Origin of the sequence: Janthinobacterium pasteuri, from assembly GCF_051380775.1 — a bacterium.
Classification (GTDB): Bacteria; Pseudomonadota; Gammaproteobacteria; order Burkholderiales; family Burkholderiaceae_D; genus Janthinobacterium.
Window position 1 is genome coordinate 103,570 of the sequence record NZ_JBNYXS010000008.1, and the last position, 16,263, is coordinate 119,832.

Annotated in this window: 14 protein-coding genes; 2 read left to right on the top strand and 12 right to left on the bottom strand. The window is 61.3% G+C overall.

The annotated features are described in order from the left end of the window. Positions 1-59: 59 nt before the first annotated feature. The 6 genes from ACQ4WN_RS10730 to ACQ4WN_RS10755 all read right to left on the bottom strand — a co-directional run bounded on the left by ACQ4WN_RS10730 (position 60) and on the right by ACQ4WN_RS10755 (position 9,089). Positions 60-1,703: a hypothetical protein gene (locus tag ACQ4WN_RS10730; protein ID WP_436551523.1), complete on the bottom strand. Its 1,644-nt coding sequence runs from the start codon at positions 1,701-1,703 to the stop codon at positions 60-62. After that, positions 1,696-3,012: a hypothetical protein gene (locus ACQ4WN_RS10735; protein ID WP_436551524.1), complete on the bottom strand. Its 1,317-nt coding sequence runs from the start codon at positions 3,010-3,012 to the stop codon at positions 1,696-1,698. Before ACQ4WN_RS10735 ends, ACQ4WN_RS10730 begins: the two co-directional genes overlap by 8 nt. A gap of 12 nt (positions 3,013-3,024) precedes the next feature. Continuing rightward, entirely contained in the window at positions 3,025-4,485 is a 1,461-nt protein-coding gene (locus ACQ4WN_RS10740; protein WP_436551525.1) for an ATP-binding protein, read from the bottom strand. A 3-nt stretch (positions 4,486-4,488) separates the two neighbouring features. After that, positions 4,489-6,984 (bottom strand): Hsp70 family protein, encoded by a 2,496-nt coding sequence (locus tag ACQ4WN_RS10745; protein WP_436551526.1) that lies wholly within the window; start codon positions 6,982-6,984, stop codon positions 4,489-4,491. Next, entirely contained in the window at positions 6,981-7,361 is a 381-nt protein-coding gene (locus ACQ4WN_RS10750) for a hypothetical protein (protein ID WP_436551527.1), read from the bottom strand. Before ACQ4WN_RS10750 ends, ACQ4WN_RS10745 begins: the two co-directional genes overlap by 4 nt. A gap of 390 nt (positions 7,362-7,751) precedes the next feature. Next, positions 7,752-9,089 (bottom strand): tyrosine-type recombinase/integrase, encoded by a 1,338-nt coding sequence (locus ACQ4WN_RS10755; protein WP_436551615.1) that lies wholly within the window; start codon positions 9,087-9,089, stop codon positions 7,752-7,754. Between the two features lie 447 nt (positions 9,090-9,536). Between ACQ4WN_RS10755 and ACQ4WN_RS10760 the strand changes: the two genes are divergently transcribed. Next, complete coding sequence (locus ACQ4WN_RS10760) at positions 9,537-9,743, top strand: dodecin (protein ID WP_034753599.1); 207 nt, start codon at positions 9,537-9,539, stop codon at positions 9,741-9,743. Positions 9,744-9,758: 15 nt separating this feature from the next. On the opposite strand, the gene ACQ4WN_RS10765 is transcribed toward ACQ4WN_RS10760, so the two are convergent. Further along, positions 9,759-10,070: a hypothetical protein gene (locus ACQ4WN_RS10765; RefSeq protein WP_436551528.1), complete on the bottom strand. Its 312-nt coding sequence runs from the start codon at positions 10,068-10,070 to the stop codon at positions 9,759-9,761. Between the two features lie 135 nt (positions 10,071-10,205). Here ACQ4WN_RS10765 and ACQ4WN_RS10770 point away from each other — a divergent pair, with 135 nt between their 5' ends. After that, the gene (locus ACQ4WN_RS10770) at positions 10,206-10,583 is read left to right on the top strand and encodes a hypothetical protein (RefSeq protein WP_436551529.1); all 378 of its coding nucleotides are present in this window, start codon (positions 10,206-10,208) and stop codon (positions 10,581-10,583) included. 36 nt (positions 10,584-10,619) lie between these two features. On the opposite strand, the gene ACQ4WN_RS10775 is transcribed toward ACQ4WN_RS10770, so the two are convergent. From ACQ4WN_RS10775 to ACQ4WN_RS10795, 5 genes are read right to left on the bottom strand one after another with little or no spacing between them, the layout of a single operon-like run. Further along, positions 10,620-11,702, bottom strand: a complete 1,083-nt coding sequence (locus tag ACQ4WN_RS10775) for a LytR C-terminal domain-containing protein (RefSeq protein ID WP_436551530.1) — start codon at positions 11,700-11,702, stop codon at positions 10,620-10,622. 11 nt (positions 11,703-11,713) lie between these two features. Continuing rightward, complete coding sequence (locus tag ACQ4WN_RS10780; RefSeq protein WP_436551531.1) at positions 11,714-12,652, bottom strand: type II secretion system F family protein; 939 nt, start codon at positions 12,650-12,652, stop codon at positions 11,714-11,716. Between the two features lie 14 nt (positions 12,653-12,666). After that, complete coding sequence (locus ACQ4WN_RS10785) at positions 12,667-13,644, bottom strand: type II secretion system F family protein (RefSeq protein WP_436551532.1); 978 nt, start codon at positions 13,642-13,644, stop codon at positions 12,667-12,669. 12 nt (positions 13,645-13,656) lie between these two features. Next, positions 13,657-15,003 carry a TadA family conjugal transfer-associated ATPase gene (locus tag ACQ4WN_RS10790; protein WP_436551533.1) on the bottom strand — a complete coding sequence of 449 codons (1,347 nt, stop codon included), beginning with the start codon at positions 15,001-15,003 and terminating at the stop codon, positions 13,657-13,659. A gap of 50 nt (positions 15,004-15,053) precedes the next feature. Next, on the bottom strand, positions 15,054-16,223 hold the full coding sequence (locus ACQ4WN_RS10795; protein ID WP_436551534.1) for a CpaE/TadZ family protein: 1,170 nt from the start codon (positions 16,221-16,223) through the stop codon (positions 15,054-15,056). Between the last annotated feature and the right edge of the window lie 40 nt (positions 16,224-16,263).

The following is a 16,263-nucleotide window of genomic DNA, read 5'->3' on the forward strand; positions in this document are numbered from 1 at the left end:
GCCGCACATGAAGGCGATGACATTATCGAACCGTGCGCACGGTCCCTAACCCATCAATTTTAGTTTCTGAGGGTGTCGCTAAGCTTGACCATGCCCCGCTTGAAGCCGCTTCGGACAATCTGCTCAAGAAGATGGGAGTTCCAGTTTTCTATGTATGACGTCGAGCCATAAGTTTTTTTTTCGCTTTTGTGACCGACGAAAAAGCTACCGTCCGCGCTCCATACCTGGACATCATTCCAACTCAAGCGGACTCGTGCGTTCGGCGATAAAAGCCGGCGCTTCGTGAGGGTCACAGCATCGTCCTCGACGGTGATGTCGCCGAAGTTCATGCTGCGGCCCGCCGCTAATTGCTCGATGATGCTGACCACCAGCCGCACGCAAACCGCCTTCCAAAGCGCGTCGAGAAATCCCGAGTAGGTAGCCTCCTTGCGCAGCTCGACGACGTGCTGCGAATGCGCATCGCCAAAGGCGACGGTGTAATTCGTTCCGGTTGGGATCCCATTGAAGGAATTGCGCACTCCACCCCAACGAACTTTCGTGATCGTGTCGAGCGGAAAGGTCTCCCCCTTCCAACGGATGCCGTCTGGCCCGACAGCGAGCTCGTTTTTAAACATGACGCCCACCTCAGCCCGGAACGAGATTTCCCGAGCCAATCGCACTCGATTCTCCTCCTCCTCGCGTGTTTGACTGCGAAGCTCCGCGATGGTTTCCGCGTCCTCGTGCAAACGCTCCACGACTTCCGGCAGCTCCGCGAAGAGCTCCTGGAGCAACACCGTCATCCGATGGGCCTGATCCAGCATGTGATGATCATTGTTGAGGTCGATGCCAAGGCTGCGCAACTCGTAGGCGACGTCTCGACTTGGACGATGCTGGATGCCACGTGATTTTGCGCTAAGTTGGATGGGCTGCGCGACGCGGTCCCAATTGCGCGCGACGCGTTCAAGTCTGTCCATGATCGGAGCGACAGCCGGTTGACCAAGAGGCGCGGCCTCCCTGACGCTTTCGATCAATGTGGAGATGTTGTCGGATTCCTGCTGGAGAAAGCCCTGCGTCTCGAGTTCATAGGCGTCCGCCAGTTCGTCGATCAGCGCCGGGCCTTGTTCTTCGCCATTCTCAGTCGCCACCGAAACCACGTCCGTCATGGCGTCTACGAGCCTGTCAGGATCCATCGAATTGAGCATGTTCCTCAATACGGTGCGATAAGCCTTGCGGCGCTCGACCAACACCTCCTCGATCAATTCGACCGCCTTGATTTCAGGGAACCCGGAAATGGCCCGGTCCTCATTGACGTCCCTCAGAACGTCGTTGGCATCGATTCCCTCAACGACCCATGCGAAGCTGCGGATGTATTCAGAGGCAGACTCCGCTGTCTCATTTTCACAGGCCAATTCGAGGGCGGAGGCCATCAGATTTGCCCTGGCAAGTTCGGGAAGGCTTTGGTCCGATCGGAAGGATGTGGAATCCACGAGCAAGGCCGCCGCGAGTTTTTCGGCAACGCGCGGCGCCACGCCAGGCATCCAAGACATCTCCGCAGAGAGCCTAGTCCTTGGGTTGGTTAAATCCGAGCGAGCCTTCTGGCAGGTATCGTGGTCGATGTGCAGCGCACGCTCTTCGGCCATGTCGACAATCTTGCGCCGATCATCCCTGGTGGTGATTCCGAGCACGTGGAACGGATTCGCGTGCAGCGAGGCAATCTTACTCATTTCTCTGTGGTCCTAATTTTTGTGTCAAACATCTATTGTATGCAGCCGGGCCCTCCAAGAGTTTTTGGCCGGAGCAAGCGCTTTCGATCGACTCGCGTCGCGCATCGCTCAAGTTCGACAAATCGACATTGCGCGGTCCGGCCTTAAGTGAAGCAAGTTTCTTCGACAGACATCGGTTGTATGCCGCCGGGCCTTCCAGCAGTTTGGGGGCCGAGCACGCACTCTCCATCGATTCCTGCTCCGACTGGCTCAACGCCGACAAATCGATGTTGCGAACTCCCGCTTTGAGCGAAGAAAGTTTTCTCAACAGGCATGCATTGAATTCCGCCGGGCCTTGCAGAATTTTTTGAGCTGAACACGCGCTTTCAATCGATTCTCGCTCGGGCGCGCTCAGCCCTGTTAGGTCGATATGTCGAGGCCCCGACGCGAGGGTAGATTTTTTTTTCGACGCACACGTTTCGTAAGCCGCTTCCCCATAAAGGGTCTTTTGATCCGCGCAGGCGCTGTCGATGGATTGTTGCTCGTCATCGCTCAGGAACATTTGCGAAGCGGCTGGTTCAGGCCTCTCGCCATGAGATTGCCCGATTGTGAATGGCACCGGCTCGTCATTGCGCTCGGCCACAAGAGGGGCTGAAGTCCCCGCCCTTGCCTGAATCCATTCGGTCTTCGACGTCGACGCGATCGACTCCTGTTGAATCGCCAACTCGCGCTCGACCTGCTCTACCTGGCCCTGGCGATACCTGAACTCAGCGCAGCGACTGTTGTAATCATCGATCCTGGCATTGAAAATGCCCACCTCGCGTTCGTATGCATTATTGATGACATTTTCAATCGCGTTGATCCTAATTTTCTCGCGCTTACACCAACGGATCTGCGCGATGCCTAAAACAATATTGCGGCCCACGGGAGGCACTTGCTCATCCGATGTCGCCAAATCAGCATTCGTCGGAGCTCCGATGGTCGCATCGGGCAAGAAGGTTGTCGCCGGTTGGCTTTGAGTCAAGGGCGGCTGAGAGCTGTCGCCGGAGCCGGAGCTGGTCATCCAAATCACGAAGACCGCGATGCCGGCGGCGATCCATGCCAAGCCGGTTTTGCTGGACCTGGCAGCGGGAGACAATTCGGCTTGGAAGGGTTTTGGTTTGGCGCTCGCGGGATACTGCAGCGGGAGCGACTGGGCGGCCTGCGACACTCGCGGGGAGGCCTCCGCCGCCGCGGGAGCCCGCGCAGCATCCTCCGAGACGTCCGACACCATGGACGACAAGCCGGCGAATCCCTTCGCTCTCTTTTTGTTCGATTCGGAATCTGTCATATCTCTCTCCGATCAAACGAAGCCAATACGCCGAGCCGGCTCGTCGCCGGTTCTCGAACACGCTTCGTCCATGGCCGCCAGCAAAAAGGCTTGCCCAAGTTTTTCTGCCCCAGCCTTCGCGGCACGTCGCGAGCCTTCGCGTACAATGAACACGACGTCAGAAAGCGGGCGGCCCGCGAGTTGCTCTGCCAACGTGGTTGGATCGACGGTACCATCTTTGGGGAGCGTCTCCAGCAGTTTTCCCAGCAAAGCCAGCACCTCCTCAGCACTTGCATAGTCCACCTTGATCACGTGGTCAAACCTTCCCCTTCTCATAATGGCCGAGTCGATCATATCGATGCGGTTTGTCATTGCGACGATCAATACTTCATTGGCGGACGCCTCGGGTATGCGGCGAAGGAACTCCGCGACCTCTTCGACCCGGTGGTGGCTTCCACCTCCGCCCATGCCCCTGTCGGCGAGGAATGCCTCCATTTCGTCGATGACCAGGACAGAAGGGGAGTTTTGAATCGCCTTCTCGAACACTTCAGCGACCTTCTTGCTGGTTTCGTGGATGTAGGGGCTGGCCACGCTCGACGCGTCAATTTGAAAACTCGGCCAGCCGAGGTATTCGATGAGCTGCTCGACCGCGAAAGTCTTGCCGCACCCAGGAGGGCCGTGGAGAACCACCGCCGCCGGGAAGCCGACGCCGAGCGCCTTGTAGCGCTTTTGGTGGACAATGATGTCGACGACATGCTCGTTGAAGAACGCCTCCAGCTCTGGCCGCCCCGACAGTTTGAATGGCCCTCGGAAAATCTTCGCAAGCCCATCTCCAGCGTACTGAAAGGTGCCGCCTTGCGCCATCGACGATGAGGCTTCAGCGCCAGAGGTCGAGTTAGCCGCCGGCGACGTAGGAACTGTGGGCATTAGTTCCTTAACCGCAAATCCGGCGGCAGTCACGACGTCACGCAGCTGCTCGGGGCCCATCCACGACAGCATGTCACGCAGCTGGCGGAACGACTTGGCGGACACCTGCGCCCCGCCAGTGAGCCAGGTTCCAACGACCACGTCATCGTCCATGCCAGAAGCGGCCACGTACGTGGGCAACAGACGGCTGAGCTTCTCGACATAGATGCCGTCCTGCAGCGGGCTTTGCGGATCAATGTCGCGGGTGGCGCGAAACGCCATGGCGAAGGCCAGGGCCTCGCTCTCAGTATCTGGCGAACGGCAATCGAGCGTTGGGGCCAATATCTGGCCGGGACCGCAGGAAACCTCGCAAAATGCAGCCGAGCCGAAGGAAAACGCCCGCAACTCCTGCTCCTCAACCAAGCCGGATTCGATCCATCTAGCCGCGAGATCCACATTCACAAGCAAGGCGCGGCCGCCGCCCTCCGTCTCGACGATTTGCCAGTCGGAGCCGCCGCGTGACGCTTTGCCGCAGTGGGCCCCGTCGGGCAGCTCGAACCCGATGGGCAGCCAGTTTTCAGTCCGCATGAATCAACCCACCACAATGTTCGAGCCGGCGGCCATGTCATCCTCGCTGGCGATTCCAACGCGGATCGAGTCGAGGTGCGAGACGACCTGCCGAAGCTTGTCGATGTCGTTGGCTTGGAGGGCTTGCTGGCCGACCTTGCATAGTTCGGCGTGCTCAGCGGCATCGGTGAACAGGAAGGCGTCCTCGGCCAGCCATTTGAAGCGATCGATCACGAACCAGTCTTGCCTCCAAAGGATCGTGAAATTTTTACCGCGGAGCTCGTCAAGATGGGACTCGAAGTCGCCGCCGTTGTTACTTATCAGGCGCAGTGCCGTCTTAGCGAGGTTGTCGAAGGCCGCCGCTTCGGCGGGCCGCGCGAATTGGCGGACGCGCGCTTCGAAAAACTCGACGGATCTGTCGAGCTCCAGCTGGCGGATGACTCTGAGGTTGTCCTTGCGAGCTTGGGCCATCAGCTTCTTGGCCTCTTGGATGTCATCCATCGACTGCTTGGCGGTCTCCGGATCGCCGTCACTTCCGTTGGCAGCGGCGGCGCGGTCCAAACGCTCACGGGCTTGGACCAAGCGTGAGTCGTCCACTTTGGATTCGATCTCGTCGAGGCGCGCGGCGACGCGGCTGGCCTCCTCGTCGATGCGCTTGGAGGCTTTGGTGTAGTCGATTTGGCCCTCCTGGCGGGAGTAGAAGTTGCGCCCGCTGTTGAATGTTCCTCCGATCGATGGGACGGAAACGTCCAGTACAATGTTGCCGGAGTCGAGAACCTCATATTCGCAAATGAGATCGGCGCCTTTGGCGATCACGCCATCCGAGAAGTCGGCTCCCCGAATCTCGAATATGCCGATGAAGCGATTGTCCGACACCGGATCTTCAATGCCGCCTTCCCACAGCTTCAACTTGATGGAACCCGCCGCGCCAGCGCGAAGGGACTCGGCGGCCTTGAATGTCTTTTTGCCCTTTTTGGGCAATTGGTCGCCTTCGCGCACCAGGTGGTCTAGGACCAACCGTCCCCCCATCTTCTCCAACGCCTCGACTCCTACGGAGTGCGAGGCCGGAATGGCGTCGATCTGAGCGGCGGTGCGAGAAATGACGATCCTGTCCTGCGCGAGCTTGACGGGGCCGCCTGCGGCGTCGAAGACGAATACTTTGAAGAGGTTCTCGCCTGGCTTGGACAAGGCCACTTCGACGACGGCACCATCATTGAGATGCACCTTGCCTGATGACCAGCCGGTGTCCAAGCTGTCGACCTGGAAAGCCGCGCCATCCACCGTCTGCCCACCGACCTTGGCGACCACCTTGGCCTTGGCGTCGGGAGTCCGAGCCTGATAGTTGAACGACAAGTCGAGACCGCCGCCAGCGGCCAAGGCTCCGCGCCCACTCTTGCGGCCGCGGTTTTGGCTGGACCAGTCGATGGACTCGGCGAAGACCGCGGCCCCTTCCGCGACGGCGGTCATAGGGTTGACGTCGGTGGATGCTGCGATGCCCAGTTCAAAGGCCACTTTGTCGCGCAGAGGTTTGTATTGGGTCGGACCACCGACGAACACGACTCGGCCGATGTCGTGAGGGCTCAGGCCCGCCTTCTCCATGGTCTCGCGCGCCGACGCGATCGACTCCTCAAGCTTAGAGGCGATCAATTCGTCGTAAACAGCCCGGGTGATGGAGATGTCGATGTAGACATCCGCGCCGGACTCATCCTTGACGCGCAGCTCACTGTCGTCGAGTGTGACGACAGCTTCCTCGCTGGAAGACAGCTCGATCTTGGCTTTTTCCGCAGCCCACGTCGCCATGTGGCGCAGCGTGGCGTAGCGCCTGTCGGAGGAAAAGTCCTCTGGCAGATCGAAGTTCGTCAACAGCCAGGGCTTAACGACATTGTCCAGCAGCAGGCGGTCGAAATCCCGGCCTCCGCACATGGCGATGCCGCCATGTGCGAGGAGGCTCACCCTGCCATTGATGCTCTCGGCGATGGCGATGTCGAGGGTTCCGCCGCCCAGATCGTAAACGAGAAACATGCCGTCGCCCTTGCGGTGACGCATCACGCTCATGACGGCGGCGACGGGCTCTTGCATGAGCGCGACCTTGCCAAGGCCAGCCATTTCGGCAGCCGCCATGGTCGCATCTTTTTGCATTTGGTTGAAGGCGGCCGGGACCGTGATAACGGTGCCGGTGTCTGGCGCATTGCGAATCTCCTCGGGCAGGTAGCCGAAAAGAATCCGCAATATCTCAGCGCTGCATTCCTCCGGGGTCATGGTCAGGTCCACAGCCGGGAGCTTCACCGGCGTGCTCGTGCCCATCAACCGCTTGAACAGCGTCGCCGCGCTTTCAGGGGCGCGGGCAGCATTGTCGTAGGCGCGCTTTCCAACGTACTTGTTTCCGCGCCGGTCGATGAAAATGGCCGAGGGGGTGACATCGTTCTGGTCCGGGCTTTTGAACAAACGCAGGGTCTCGCCATCATAGGCGCTCACCGCGCTGTTGGTGGTCCCGAGATCAATTCCGATGTAGTTCTTCATGATTGAGATGCTTTCGCGACCATGACGGTTCCGCCCCGTACAAGGCCATCAGGCCCCATCACGATAGGTTCGACCGTCTGTTCGATGACTAGGATGTCGTCCGGGCCGAAATCGGCGATATTCAGGGCGGAGACTGCCATACCGGTATCGTAAGGTTGTCCTTCCAGACTAACGATGCGCAATCCAAAGCTTTCGAGGCCATCGTCGAGCTTTTTGAGGAAGTAGCGCGCTTGATTGGCGTAGCGTGAGGCCTCGCCGGCGTCGAGCTTGGAGATCATTCGACCAAAAACACGCGCGAAGCGCCAACCTTCGATTGAGATGTCAATCAATGCCTTGTGTTCGGAGTCAACTGCCGAAGCGCTAGTCGAGTGGTCCATTCAACTTCCTTTGTTGTTGTCGCGTCTTGGACCTGACTGACGGACCTTCCATTTGACAAAAAGTGGAAGGCCGATTCCATTCACACGGTGGTCAGAGCGTCATGTTGTTATAAGTGATACATCCATTATGACTTATGGCGACATTCAAATCCAGCAAGAAGGATAGATTTCGGGAAAGTTTCGGTATGGGGAAGCAATGTCCGGCGTTCGGCCGATCCGTGACCGATCCATATTTTTCGAACGGCTACTCATATCCTCGGAAAAGCCCGTCGCAGAAATTTCAAAGATTCAGAGGTGTGCGATCAACCCGCTACTAGGTCCGTCGGGTATGCTAGGATGGATAGGCATGCACACCGCTGTACGCGTCAATCGGAAGCAACCATTGTCCAGCTAAGCGCTTACAACGCGCAATATTGCCGGAAAAAATACAGGCTCCACACCCGCTTGCTCAAGAATCCAAACTTCAATCTTCGCGTGCCAAACACGAAGCAGGTCAAGCGGTCGGCGAATGTAATTTTGCTCCCGCACCCCTTGCGGCGCGTGCCCTTGAATCTGCGCGGCGATACCGTTCGGCATCTCGATCCACTCGCTTAATGTGGCAAATGATCTTCGCAGGCCGTGCAGTGTAAGTTGCGGCAAATTCGCCACCGCGACGGCCTCGTTATGCGCGATTCGCGGCTCTGCGATATGTCCCGATGCAGAAGCGGGACTGGAGAAGACAAAGGCATTCCTGCGCGGCAGGCTGGCCAGGAGCTGAGCAACAAAGGGAGTCAGCGGGACCATCCGAAAATCCTCGACCTTGTCGGACAGTTTGATACTGCCCCACTGGAAATTCACGTCTGCCCACTTCAGTGCCGCGAGCTCCTCGCGCCTGGCGCCGGTGAGCAGCAGAACTTGCAGGTAGGCGGCAATGACCGGGTTTCCGATCTTGCGCACGGCGCTGAACCATGACTCCAGCATCTCGCGTTGGAGAACGTCATGGCGCCGCTTCTCTTTGCCGAGGCTCTCGCGCACTCGCGCGCTCTTTGTCGGATTGCTAGTGACCATGCTCGAATACGTCTTGTGCGAAACGCACCAGTTCATGAAGGCTTTGAGCAGTCGCCATGCCAGCCGTGCGCTGGATGGACGGGTCTTTGCTTCTTCTCGCGCCCAGGCTTCCACGCGCTCGTTTGTCAGATCGATGAGGCGAAGCGCGGACAAGGACCACAGTGGACCGGCTTTCGTCAGCGCTGGACTGCGTTTTCGCGGCTGGCCGCCATCCTGAATGATCTTGCGATGCGCGGCAATATGATGCTCTGACCAGCCGGCTTCTCGCGTGGCAATGCGATCAGCAATGTACTCAGGCCAGACGCCGCCCAAGGTCACTGACTCCCGCAGCTGCTTTTCCTGTTCCGCCACAATGACAGCTTCCTGCATTGCGCGCGCGTCTCGCTCTGCAGCAAGCGCATCTTCCCGTACCTTTCTCGGATCCTGTCCGTTGTCGAGCAGGACCTTGAGGCGCCGTGCTTCGGCCTGGGCCTTGGCAATGTCCCATGTGCGAGGATCACCGATCGTCAGCCGGATGGTGGCGCCGTCCAACTTACCCTGAAAAATATAGGACTTCGCGCCCTTCGACGTCACCCGCAAACCGAGGCCTGGTGAAGCGGTATCCCAAAGGAATGACTGACTTTTTCCACCCTCACAGGCGAACTCTTCCACCCTACCCGCCGCGAACTTTATTTTTTTCACTATTACCTCAAGAAGACGTGCTGTGTAAGCGCCATGTAACCGCCATGTAACCCAAATGGTAGCATAACGATCAACAGTCATCTGCAGGAAATAAAAATAGAAATTTCGTAAGTATATGATTTTTAAGAATATAGTTGAAAATTTCAACGTTCATCAACGATCCTGAATATCGACTTGCGATGATTTGTAATCATCAGGTGGCCAGTTCGAAACCGGCAGTCGGCACCAGAATTCAGTAGGAAATCAAAGGGTTACCCGCTTCGGCTGGTAGCCCTTTTTTCTTTTGTCACGCCTGTGAAAGCCATCCAGGACACTGAAAAGCATCGTCATCGAGGTTGACGCATTGCTGCACCGCGCAATGACGTCCAGCACATTTAGGCGCAAGATGAGCATGTGCTTGCGCAAAGCAGGCTCCCGATGTCCGGCCTTCCTACCTGGGGAAACATCATGTCCGCACACACTTACAAGCTGATCGAACTGGTCGGTACGTCCACCGAGAGCAGCGATCAGGCGATACGCGATGCCATTGCCAAGGCGGCGCTGACGGTCAAGCACATGGACTGGTATGAAGTGACAGAGTCGCGTGGCCATATCGTCGACGGCAAGGTGGCGCACTTCCAGGTCACGCTGAAGGTCGGCTTCCGGCTGGAATAGCGTACTGGGGCGCATTCACCGCCGCCCAGGCAGTCCCCGGCTCTCCAGCCACTCCCGGCCGCCGGCCTCCAGCGCGGTCTCAATGACCTTTTCCGGCAAGCTGTATACCGTCGCCCAACTGGCGCGACCATCCTGCGTGTTGGCGGGAAAGCTGTGGGTTTCAATCGGCCAGTGGTATTTGCGTTTCAGCGCTTTGACGATGGCGGCCAGGGAGACGCGGCCTTGCAGGGGTTCGGCGCCGGACTGGTCGCGGTTCGACAGCAGCACGGCCAGGACCTGGCCGCGGCCCGTGCGTGCGCCGGGGAAGGTGGGAGTTTTGTTTGCCATGGCCTATTTTACGGGCAATGATCGGACGAGATCCGATGTACCGCAGCTTTAATATGGCGCAAGCGCCGCTCTCGCAGCCTGGGCCACTCATCACGGGGCACGGGAGCCTAGCATCCACAGCTGAACATCCATGCCATGCAATGGCAAGCCCTTGCCGATATTTCCGCCGTCGATCCGCTGCTGCCTGCGGATCTGGCTTGCTTTCGCGAATTGCGCGACGTACTGCAGCGCTATGGCGCGCTCGACCACTTCGGCATTTTCCTGATCCACCACCATTTCGACATCGCCGACGATGAGGAACTGATGAAATACACGGATGTGGAAGCACGCACGCTGACGGTGAAACCTGTCAAGAAAAGCGACATCGACTGGCAGCACACGACGATTACCAACTGGAAATTGACGGAAGGCGAGGAAGTGGTGCGCATCGGTTGCGGTTGCGCAAGCAATTCGGGTGGCCGCAAAACCACTACGCACCCAGTTCCATTCACGCGCCGGCGCCAGCCGACATAGCAAACGGCACGTTCAAAGCACGCCAGCAGAGGCGTTTTAACCGAGACGTGCCAGCGCCTGGCGCGCCAGCTGCAATTGCTGCAGATAATAGCGGTGCAACACGGCCGGCTCACTCAGGTCGCGCCCCAGTACCAGGCGCAGCTCGCTGGCAGGGCAGTCGGCGGCCTGGGTCTGCACCTGCGTTTGCACCTGCGTCCCCAGCTGGCGGGCCAACTGGCGCGCCGCCTGCGCTTGCGCGGGCCGGTATTCGACGCGCGTGCGCGCTACCTGGAAGCTGGTTTCATTGGCCAGGCGCACCACTTGCACGGGAACGCCGGCCAGGCTGCGCGCCAGCGCGGCGGCCATGCCCGGCACGCCGTTGCCATTCACAATTTCCAGACGCGGCTGCGGCGCGGGCGCCGCCGGCATGGGCCGCTCGGGCACTGCGGCGGGTACGCTGCGCACCGCTGCCGGTACGCGCTGCAAGCGGGCCATGCCATCGCTCTGCGTGATTTCCACGCGCGCCATGGCGCGCGCATCCTGCACCGGCGCGGGCGCAGGCGCGGTCACCGGCTGCGGCGGCGCCGCGTCGCGCAACAAGGCCATGTCGCGCCGCAAGTCGTGTTCCTGCAAGCTGGCCGCCTGGCGCCGCATGAGGGCTGCGCGCTCGTGCTGTCCCAGGCGCTCCAGCACCTGCGCCAGATGCTGCCAGGCCAGCACATTGAGCGGATCGAGCAGACACGCCTGTTCCAGCGCAGTTGACGCTTGCGCGTCGCGCCCGCTCAGAGAATAGGCATGGCCGAGATTGCTGAACAGATAGGCCTGCTGCGGCCGCGCCATGCCCGTTTCCTGCGTCAGCGCCTGCCACTGGGCGATGGCCGCGTCATGCTCGCCCCGCTGCGCGTGCAGCACGGCCAGGCCGTTGCGCGCGTTCACGTGGCGCGGCGCATGGCGCAGGGCTAGCTCATAGGCCGCCTGCGCAGCGGGCAGGTCGCCCCGCTCGAAAGCCTGGCGCCCCGCCACATAGGCGGCATCGGCGCCAGGCCACGCCGGCACCGGCGCATGCGCCAGTTGCGTGGTACAGGCGGCCAGGCACAGGCAGGCACAAGCGGCGGCGAGGCGGGAGAGTGTCAAGCGCATGGTGACTCCTTTCAGCGGCTGGCCATGGCCGGCACGAGCACGCGATAGACTTCGATCACGGCCGGCCCCATGAGCACCAGCATCAGGGTGGGAAAGACGCAAAAAATCAGCGGGAACAGCAGTTTCAGGGCGATCTTCGCCGCCGCCTCCTCGGCCAGCAGACTGCGCTTGCTGCGCAGGTTTTCCGAATGCACGCGCAGCGAATCGCCCATGCTGGTGCCGAAGCGTTCCGATTGGATCAGCATGGCGACGAGGGTATCGACATCTTCCACGCCGCTGCGCAGGGCCAGGTTGCGCAGCGCCTTTTCCTTGGAAAAGCCGGCGCGCATTTCCATCAGCACCAGTTGCAATTCCTGCGCCAGCACCACGCTTTTGATGTGGATTTCGCCCGACACCTTCACCAGCGCGCGCTCCAGGCTCAGGCCCGCCTCAACGCACACGGTCAGCAAGTCGAGCGCATCGGGGATGTTTTCAAAGATGTCGCGCTGGCGCCGTTTGGCCGTGCTGGCCAGCACCAGGTTCGGCAGGTAATAGCCGATGGTGGCGCTGACGCACAGCAGCAACAGCAGCACGCTGCGCAACTGCGCCGCCATGGCGCTGGCCGCATACAGCCCCAGCACGGTGGGAAACAGCAGGGCCAGCATGGTTTTCGCCGCAAAGTACAGGGCGGGCGCACTCGCTTGCCGCCAGCCCGCGTTCATGAAGCGCGTGCGCAGCGGCGAACGTTCCCAGCCCTCTTCCGGCAGCGACAGCTTGCTGAACGGCTGCGCCACGCGTGCCACCCGCTCCACCCAGCCATGGTCGGCCACCGCGTCGCTGGCAGCCGGCACCATGGCGCCAAACAGGCGCTGGCGCAAGGGGCCGGGAAAGAAGATCAGCCACCCCAGCAGGGCCAGCGCCACGACCACGACGAAGACAATCACGAGAAACAGCAGTTGCGAACCGTTCATGCCACCCCCTGTTGTTATATCCTGATACGTATCACATTGCGCATCCAGACCACGCCCAGCGCCACCATGCCGGCCGCGTACCACAGCAGTTTGATGCCGCTGGGATCGGTCCACAGCAGGCGGATGTATTGCGGGTTGACCAGCGCCATGACGCCGATCATCACCACCGGCATCAGTCCCAGCACCCAGGCCGACATGCGCCCCTCGGCCGACAGCACGCGCACCTGTCCCAGCAGTTTTAAACGGGCGCGGATGATGCGCGCGATGGTGACCAGCACTTCGGCCAGGTTCCCACCCGATTCGCGCTGCACCAGCACGGCGATGACGAGGTAGCGCAAGTCCGTCAGTGGAATGCGCGCGGCCAGGTTTTGCAGCGCCTCGTTCATCGGCACGCCGTAATTGATTTCTTCATGCGCCATCTTGAATTCGCCGCTGATCGGCTCGCTCAACTCTTCGCCCACCATTTGCAGCACATTCGAAAACGAGTGGCCGGCGCGCAGCGCGCGGGCCAGGAAATCGGCCGCTTCCGGCAATTGCGCCTCGATCTTTTTCAGCCGCGCCGCGCGCGCGCGCAGGACGAACAAACACGGTGCGCTCACGGCGCTGGCCAGCAGCAGCAAGGCGCCGGGAAAAGGCATGGAGCAGGCTACCAGCAGCAGCAAGGCCGCCAGCAACAGGGCCACGGTGACGCCGATGAATTGCGCCACCGACCAGGACAAGCCCGATTGCAGCAGCAGGTAATCGAGCTGCGCCGCCTGCGGCGTGCGCCGCAGCAAGCGCTCCAGGCCGGGCGCACGCGCATAGCGGCGCTGCTTGAGGATGGAGACCCGCTCCCCGCCCGCCTCGCCGCGCGCCGCCATCAGCCGCAAGCGCCGGTTGATGCGCCGCGCCGCGCCGCCGTATGTGCCCGACCACCACAGCCAGGCGCCTTCCACCATCAGGATGCAGGCGGCAAACAGCAGCACGGCGAAGCCGTAGAAGACCAGGTCCATGATCGCTCCCCCTTACTCATAAATTCGATCCGGGTCAAACACCGTGTCCGGCACGGGCGCGCCAAACATGCGCAGGCGTTCCGTGAAGCGTGGCCGCACGCCCGTGGCGCAAAAGTGGCCGAGCACCTTGCCATCAGCATCGACGCCGGTCTGCTCGAAGCGGAAGATTTCATGCATGGCGATGATGTCGCCTTCCATGCCAGTCACTTCCTGCAGGCTGACCAGCTTGCGCGCGCCGTCCGTCAGGCGCGACACTTGCATCACCACTGTCACGGCCGAGCAAATCTGCTGGCGCGTGGCGCGCGGCGTCAGGTTCACGCTGGCCATGCCGACCATGTTTTCCAGCCGCGCCAGCGCATCCCTCGCCGTATTCGAGTGGATAGTCGCCAGCGAACCCTCATGGCCCGTGTTCATCGCCTGCAGCATGTCGAGCGCCTCAGCGCCGCGCACCTCGCCCAGGATGATGCGGTCAGGCCGCATGCGCAGCGCATTGCGCACCAGCGCGCGCTGGCTCACTTCGCCCTTGCCCTCGATATTCGGCGGACGCGTTTCGAGGCGTACCACGTGCGGCTGGCGCAGCGCCAGTTCGGCCGCATCCTCGATGGTGACGATGCGCTCGCTGCCGGGAATGAAGCCGGACAGCACGTTGAGCAGGGTCGTCTTGCCGCTGCCGGTGCCGCCCGAAATCAGGATGTTGACCTTGGCCTGGCCCAGCGCCTGCAACACCTGCACCATGGGCGGCGTCAGGCTCTTGTAGTCGAGCAGGTTGGCGATGCTCAAAGGCTGCACGGCAAAACGGCGGATCGACAGGATCGGGCCATCGACGGCCAGCGGCGGAATGATGGCGTTGACCCTGGAGCCGTCCGGCAGGCGCGCATCGACCATCGGGCTCGATTCGTCGACGCGCCGTCCCACGCGCGAGACGATCTTTTCGATGATCTTCATCAGGTGCGCATTGTCGTGGAACGTCACGTCCGTCAGCTGCAGCCGCCCGCCCCGCTCGACATACACCTTGTCGCAGGTATTGACCAGGATGTCGGACACGCTGGCATCGGCCAGCAATGGTTCCAGCGGGCCAAAGCCCAGCATCTCGTGCTGGATGTCGAGCACCAGGCTATGCCGCTCGTGCTGGTTCAGCACGATGCGCTCTTCCTCGATCACGCGCTGCACCAGCAGCGCCAGTTCGTGCTTGAACTGCTCGGCCGTCAGGCGCTTCAGGCGTTCCAGGTCGATACGGTCGAGTATCGTCTGGTGCATGGTCTTTTTCAGCTCCTGGTAAGCGTGCAGCGCCAGCGCCCCTTGCCCATTGCTGGCGGGGCGCACCGTTTCATTCGCCGCCAGGCGTTCGCGTAAAGTCATCTCGCCTCCCATGATGGCCCCCGGCGGGAGCCTTGACATCTATTGCAGTCCTAAGCCTCGCTGCGGCTGAACAGACGGTCGAACAGGCCGCGGCTTTCCGTCACGCGGCGCGCCGTCACCAGCTCCACCAGCTCGGCCAGGCTGCGCGCCACGGCGCTGGTGCGCGACAGCTGCAGCAGCGGAATGCCCTGGTTGACGGAGTCCGTGGCGGCGACGTAATCGTTGGGCACCGTGTGCACCACGTCCGCGCCCAGCGCCTGTTCCAGGTCCGCCAGGCGCAGGCGCCCGCCCTTTTCATAGCGGTTGACGATCAGGCGCAAGCGCTCGCCCGGATAGCCGAGCGAGCGGAAAATATCGAGCAGGCGGCGCCCGTCGCGGATGTCGGGCAAGGCCAGTTGCAGCACCGGGTAGATAGCGTCGGCGTTGTCGAGCGCGCGCAGCGACAGCGCATCGATCTGGCGCCCCACGTCGAGCACGATGTAGTCGTAGTGCTGGCGTGCCACGGCCAGGATGCGGTCCATGTGCTCGGGCTGCATGTCGACCTTGTGCGCGGGGTCGTCGGCCGCCGCCAGCACGCCGAAGTTCGGCGTCACGTGCACCAGGCACGAGGCGAGGAAAGCGCCATCCATGCGCGCGATCTGGGCGCAGATATCGGACAGGGTCATGGCCGGCTTCTGGTCCGAGACATACAGGGTGGCGTCGCCGAACTGGCCGTGCAGGTCGATCAGCAGCACCTTGCAGCCGGCCAGGCTGGCCAGCGCGTAGGAAAAATTCGTCGACAGGAAGGTGGCGCCGCTGCCGCCCTTGCACGAAATGAAGGCAAGGACCTTGCCGTCGCGCATCTGCGTGACGCCGGCCTGGATATCGACGCGGTCCATCGCTTCATGGAAGGCCTTGTGTACCAGCGGCAGTTGCAGCACTTCGCGCATGCCGGCGCGCATGGCGCGGATCAGCACATCCTGCTGCTGGCCGCGCGTGAGCAACATCAGCACGGCCAGCGGATACTGGCGCGCCAACCGTTCCAGCAAGTCCGCCTCGTCGGCGTCAAGGCCGCTGGCGTCGACGATCACCAGTTCGGGCGCTTCGGGCAGCATGCGCTCGACGGCGTCGCGCAGGCCACTGCGCCGTTCCAGCAACCGCAGCACGGGCATGCGGGCCGCGCCTTGCGCCGCGATTTCATCGTGCAAGCTGGCGTCGCGGGTAATCATCAAGGCTTTCATGCCCCCTCCTTCACTCAATACAACACATTCGGCTGCGCCC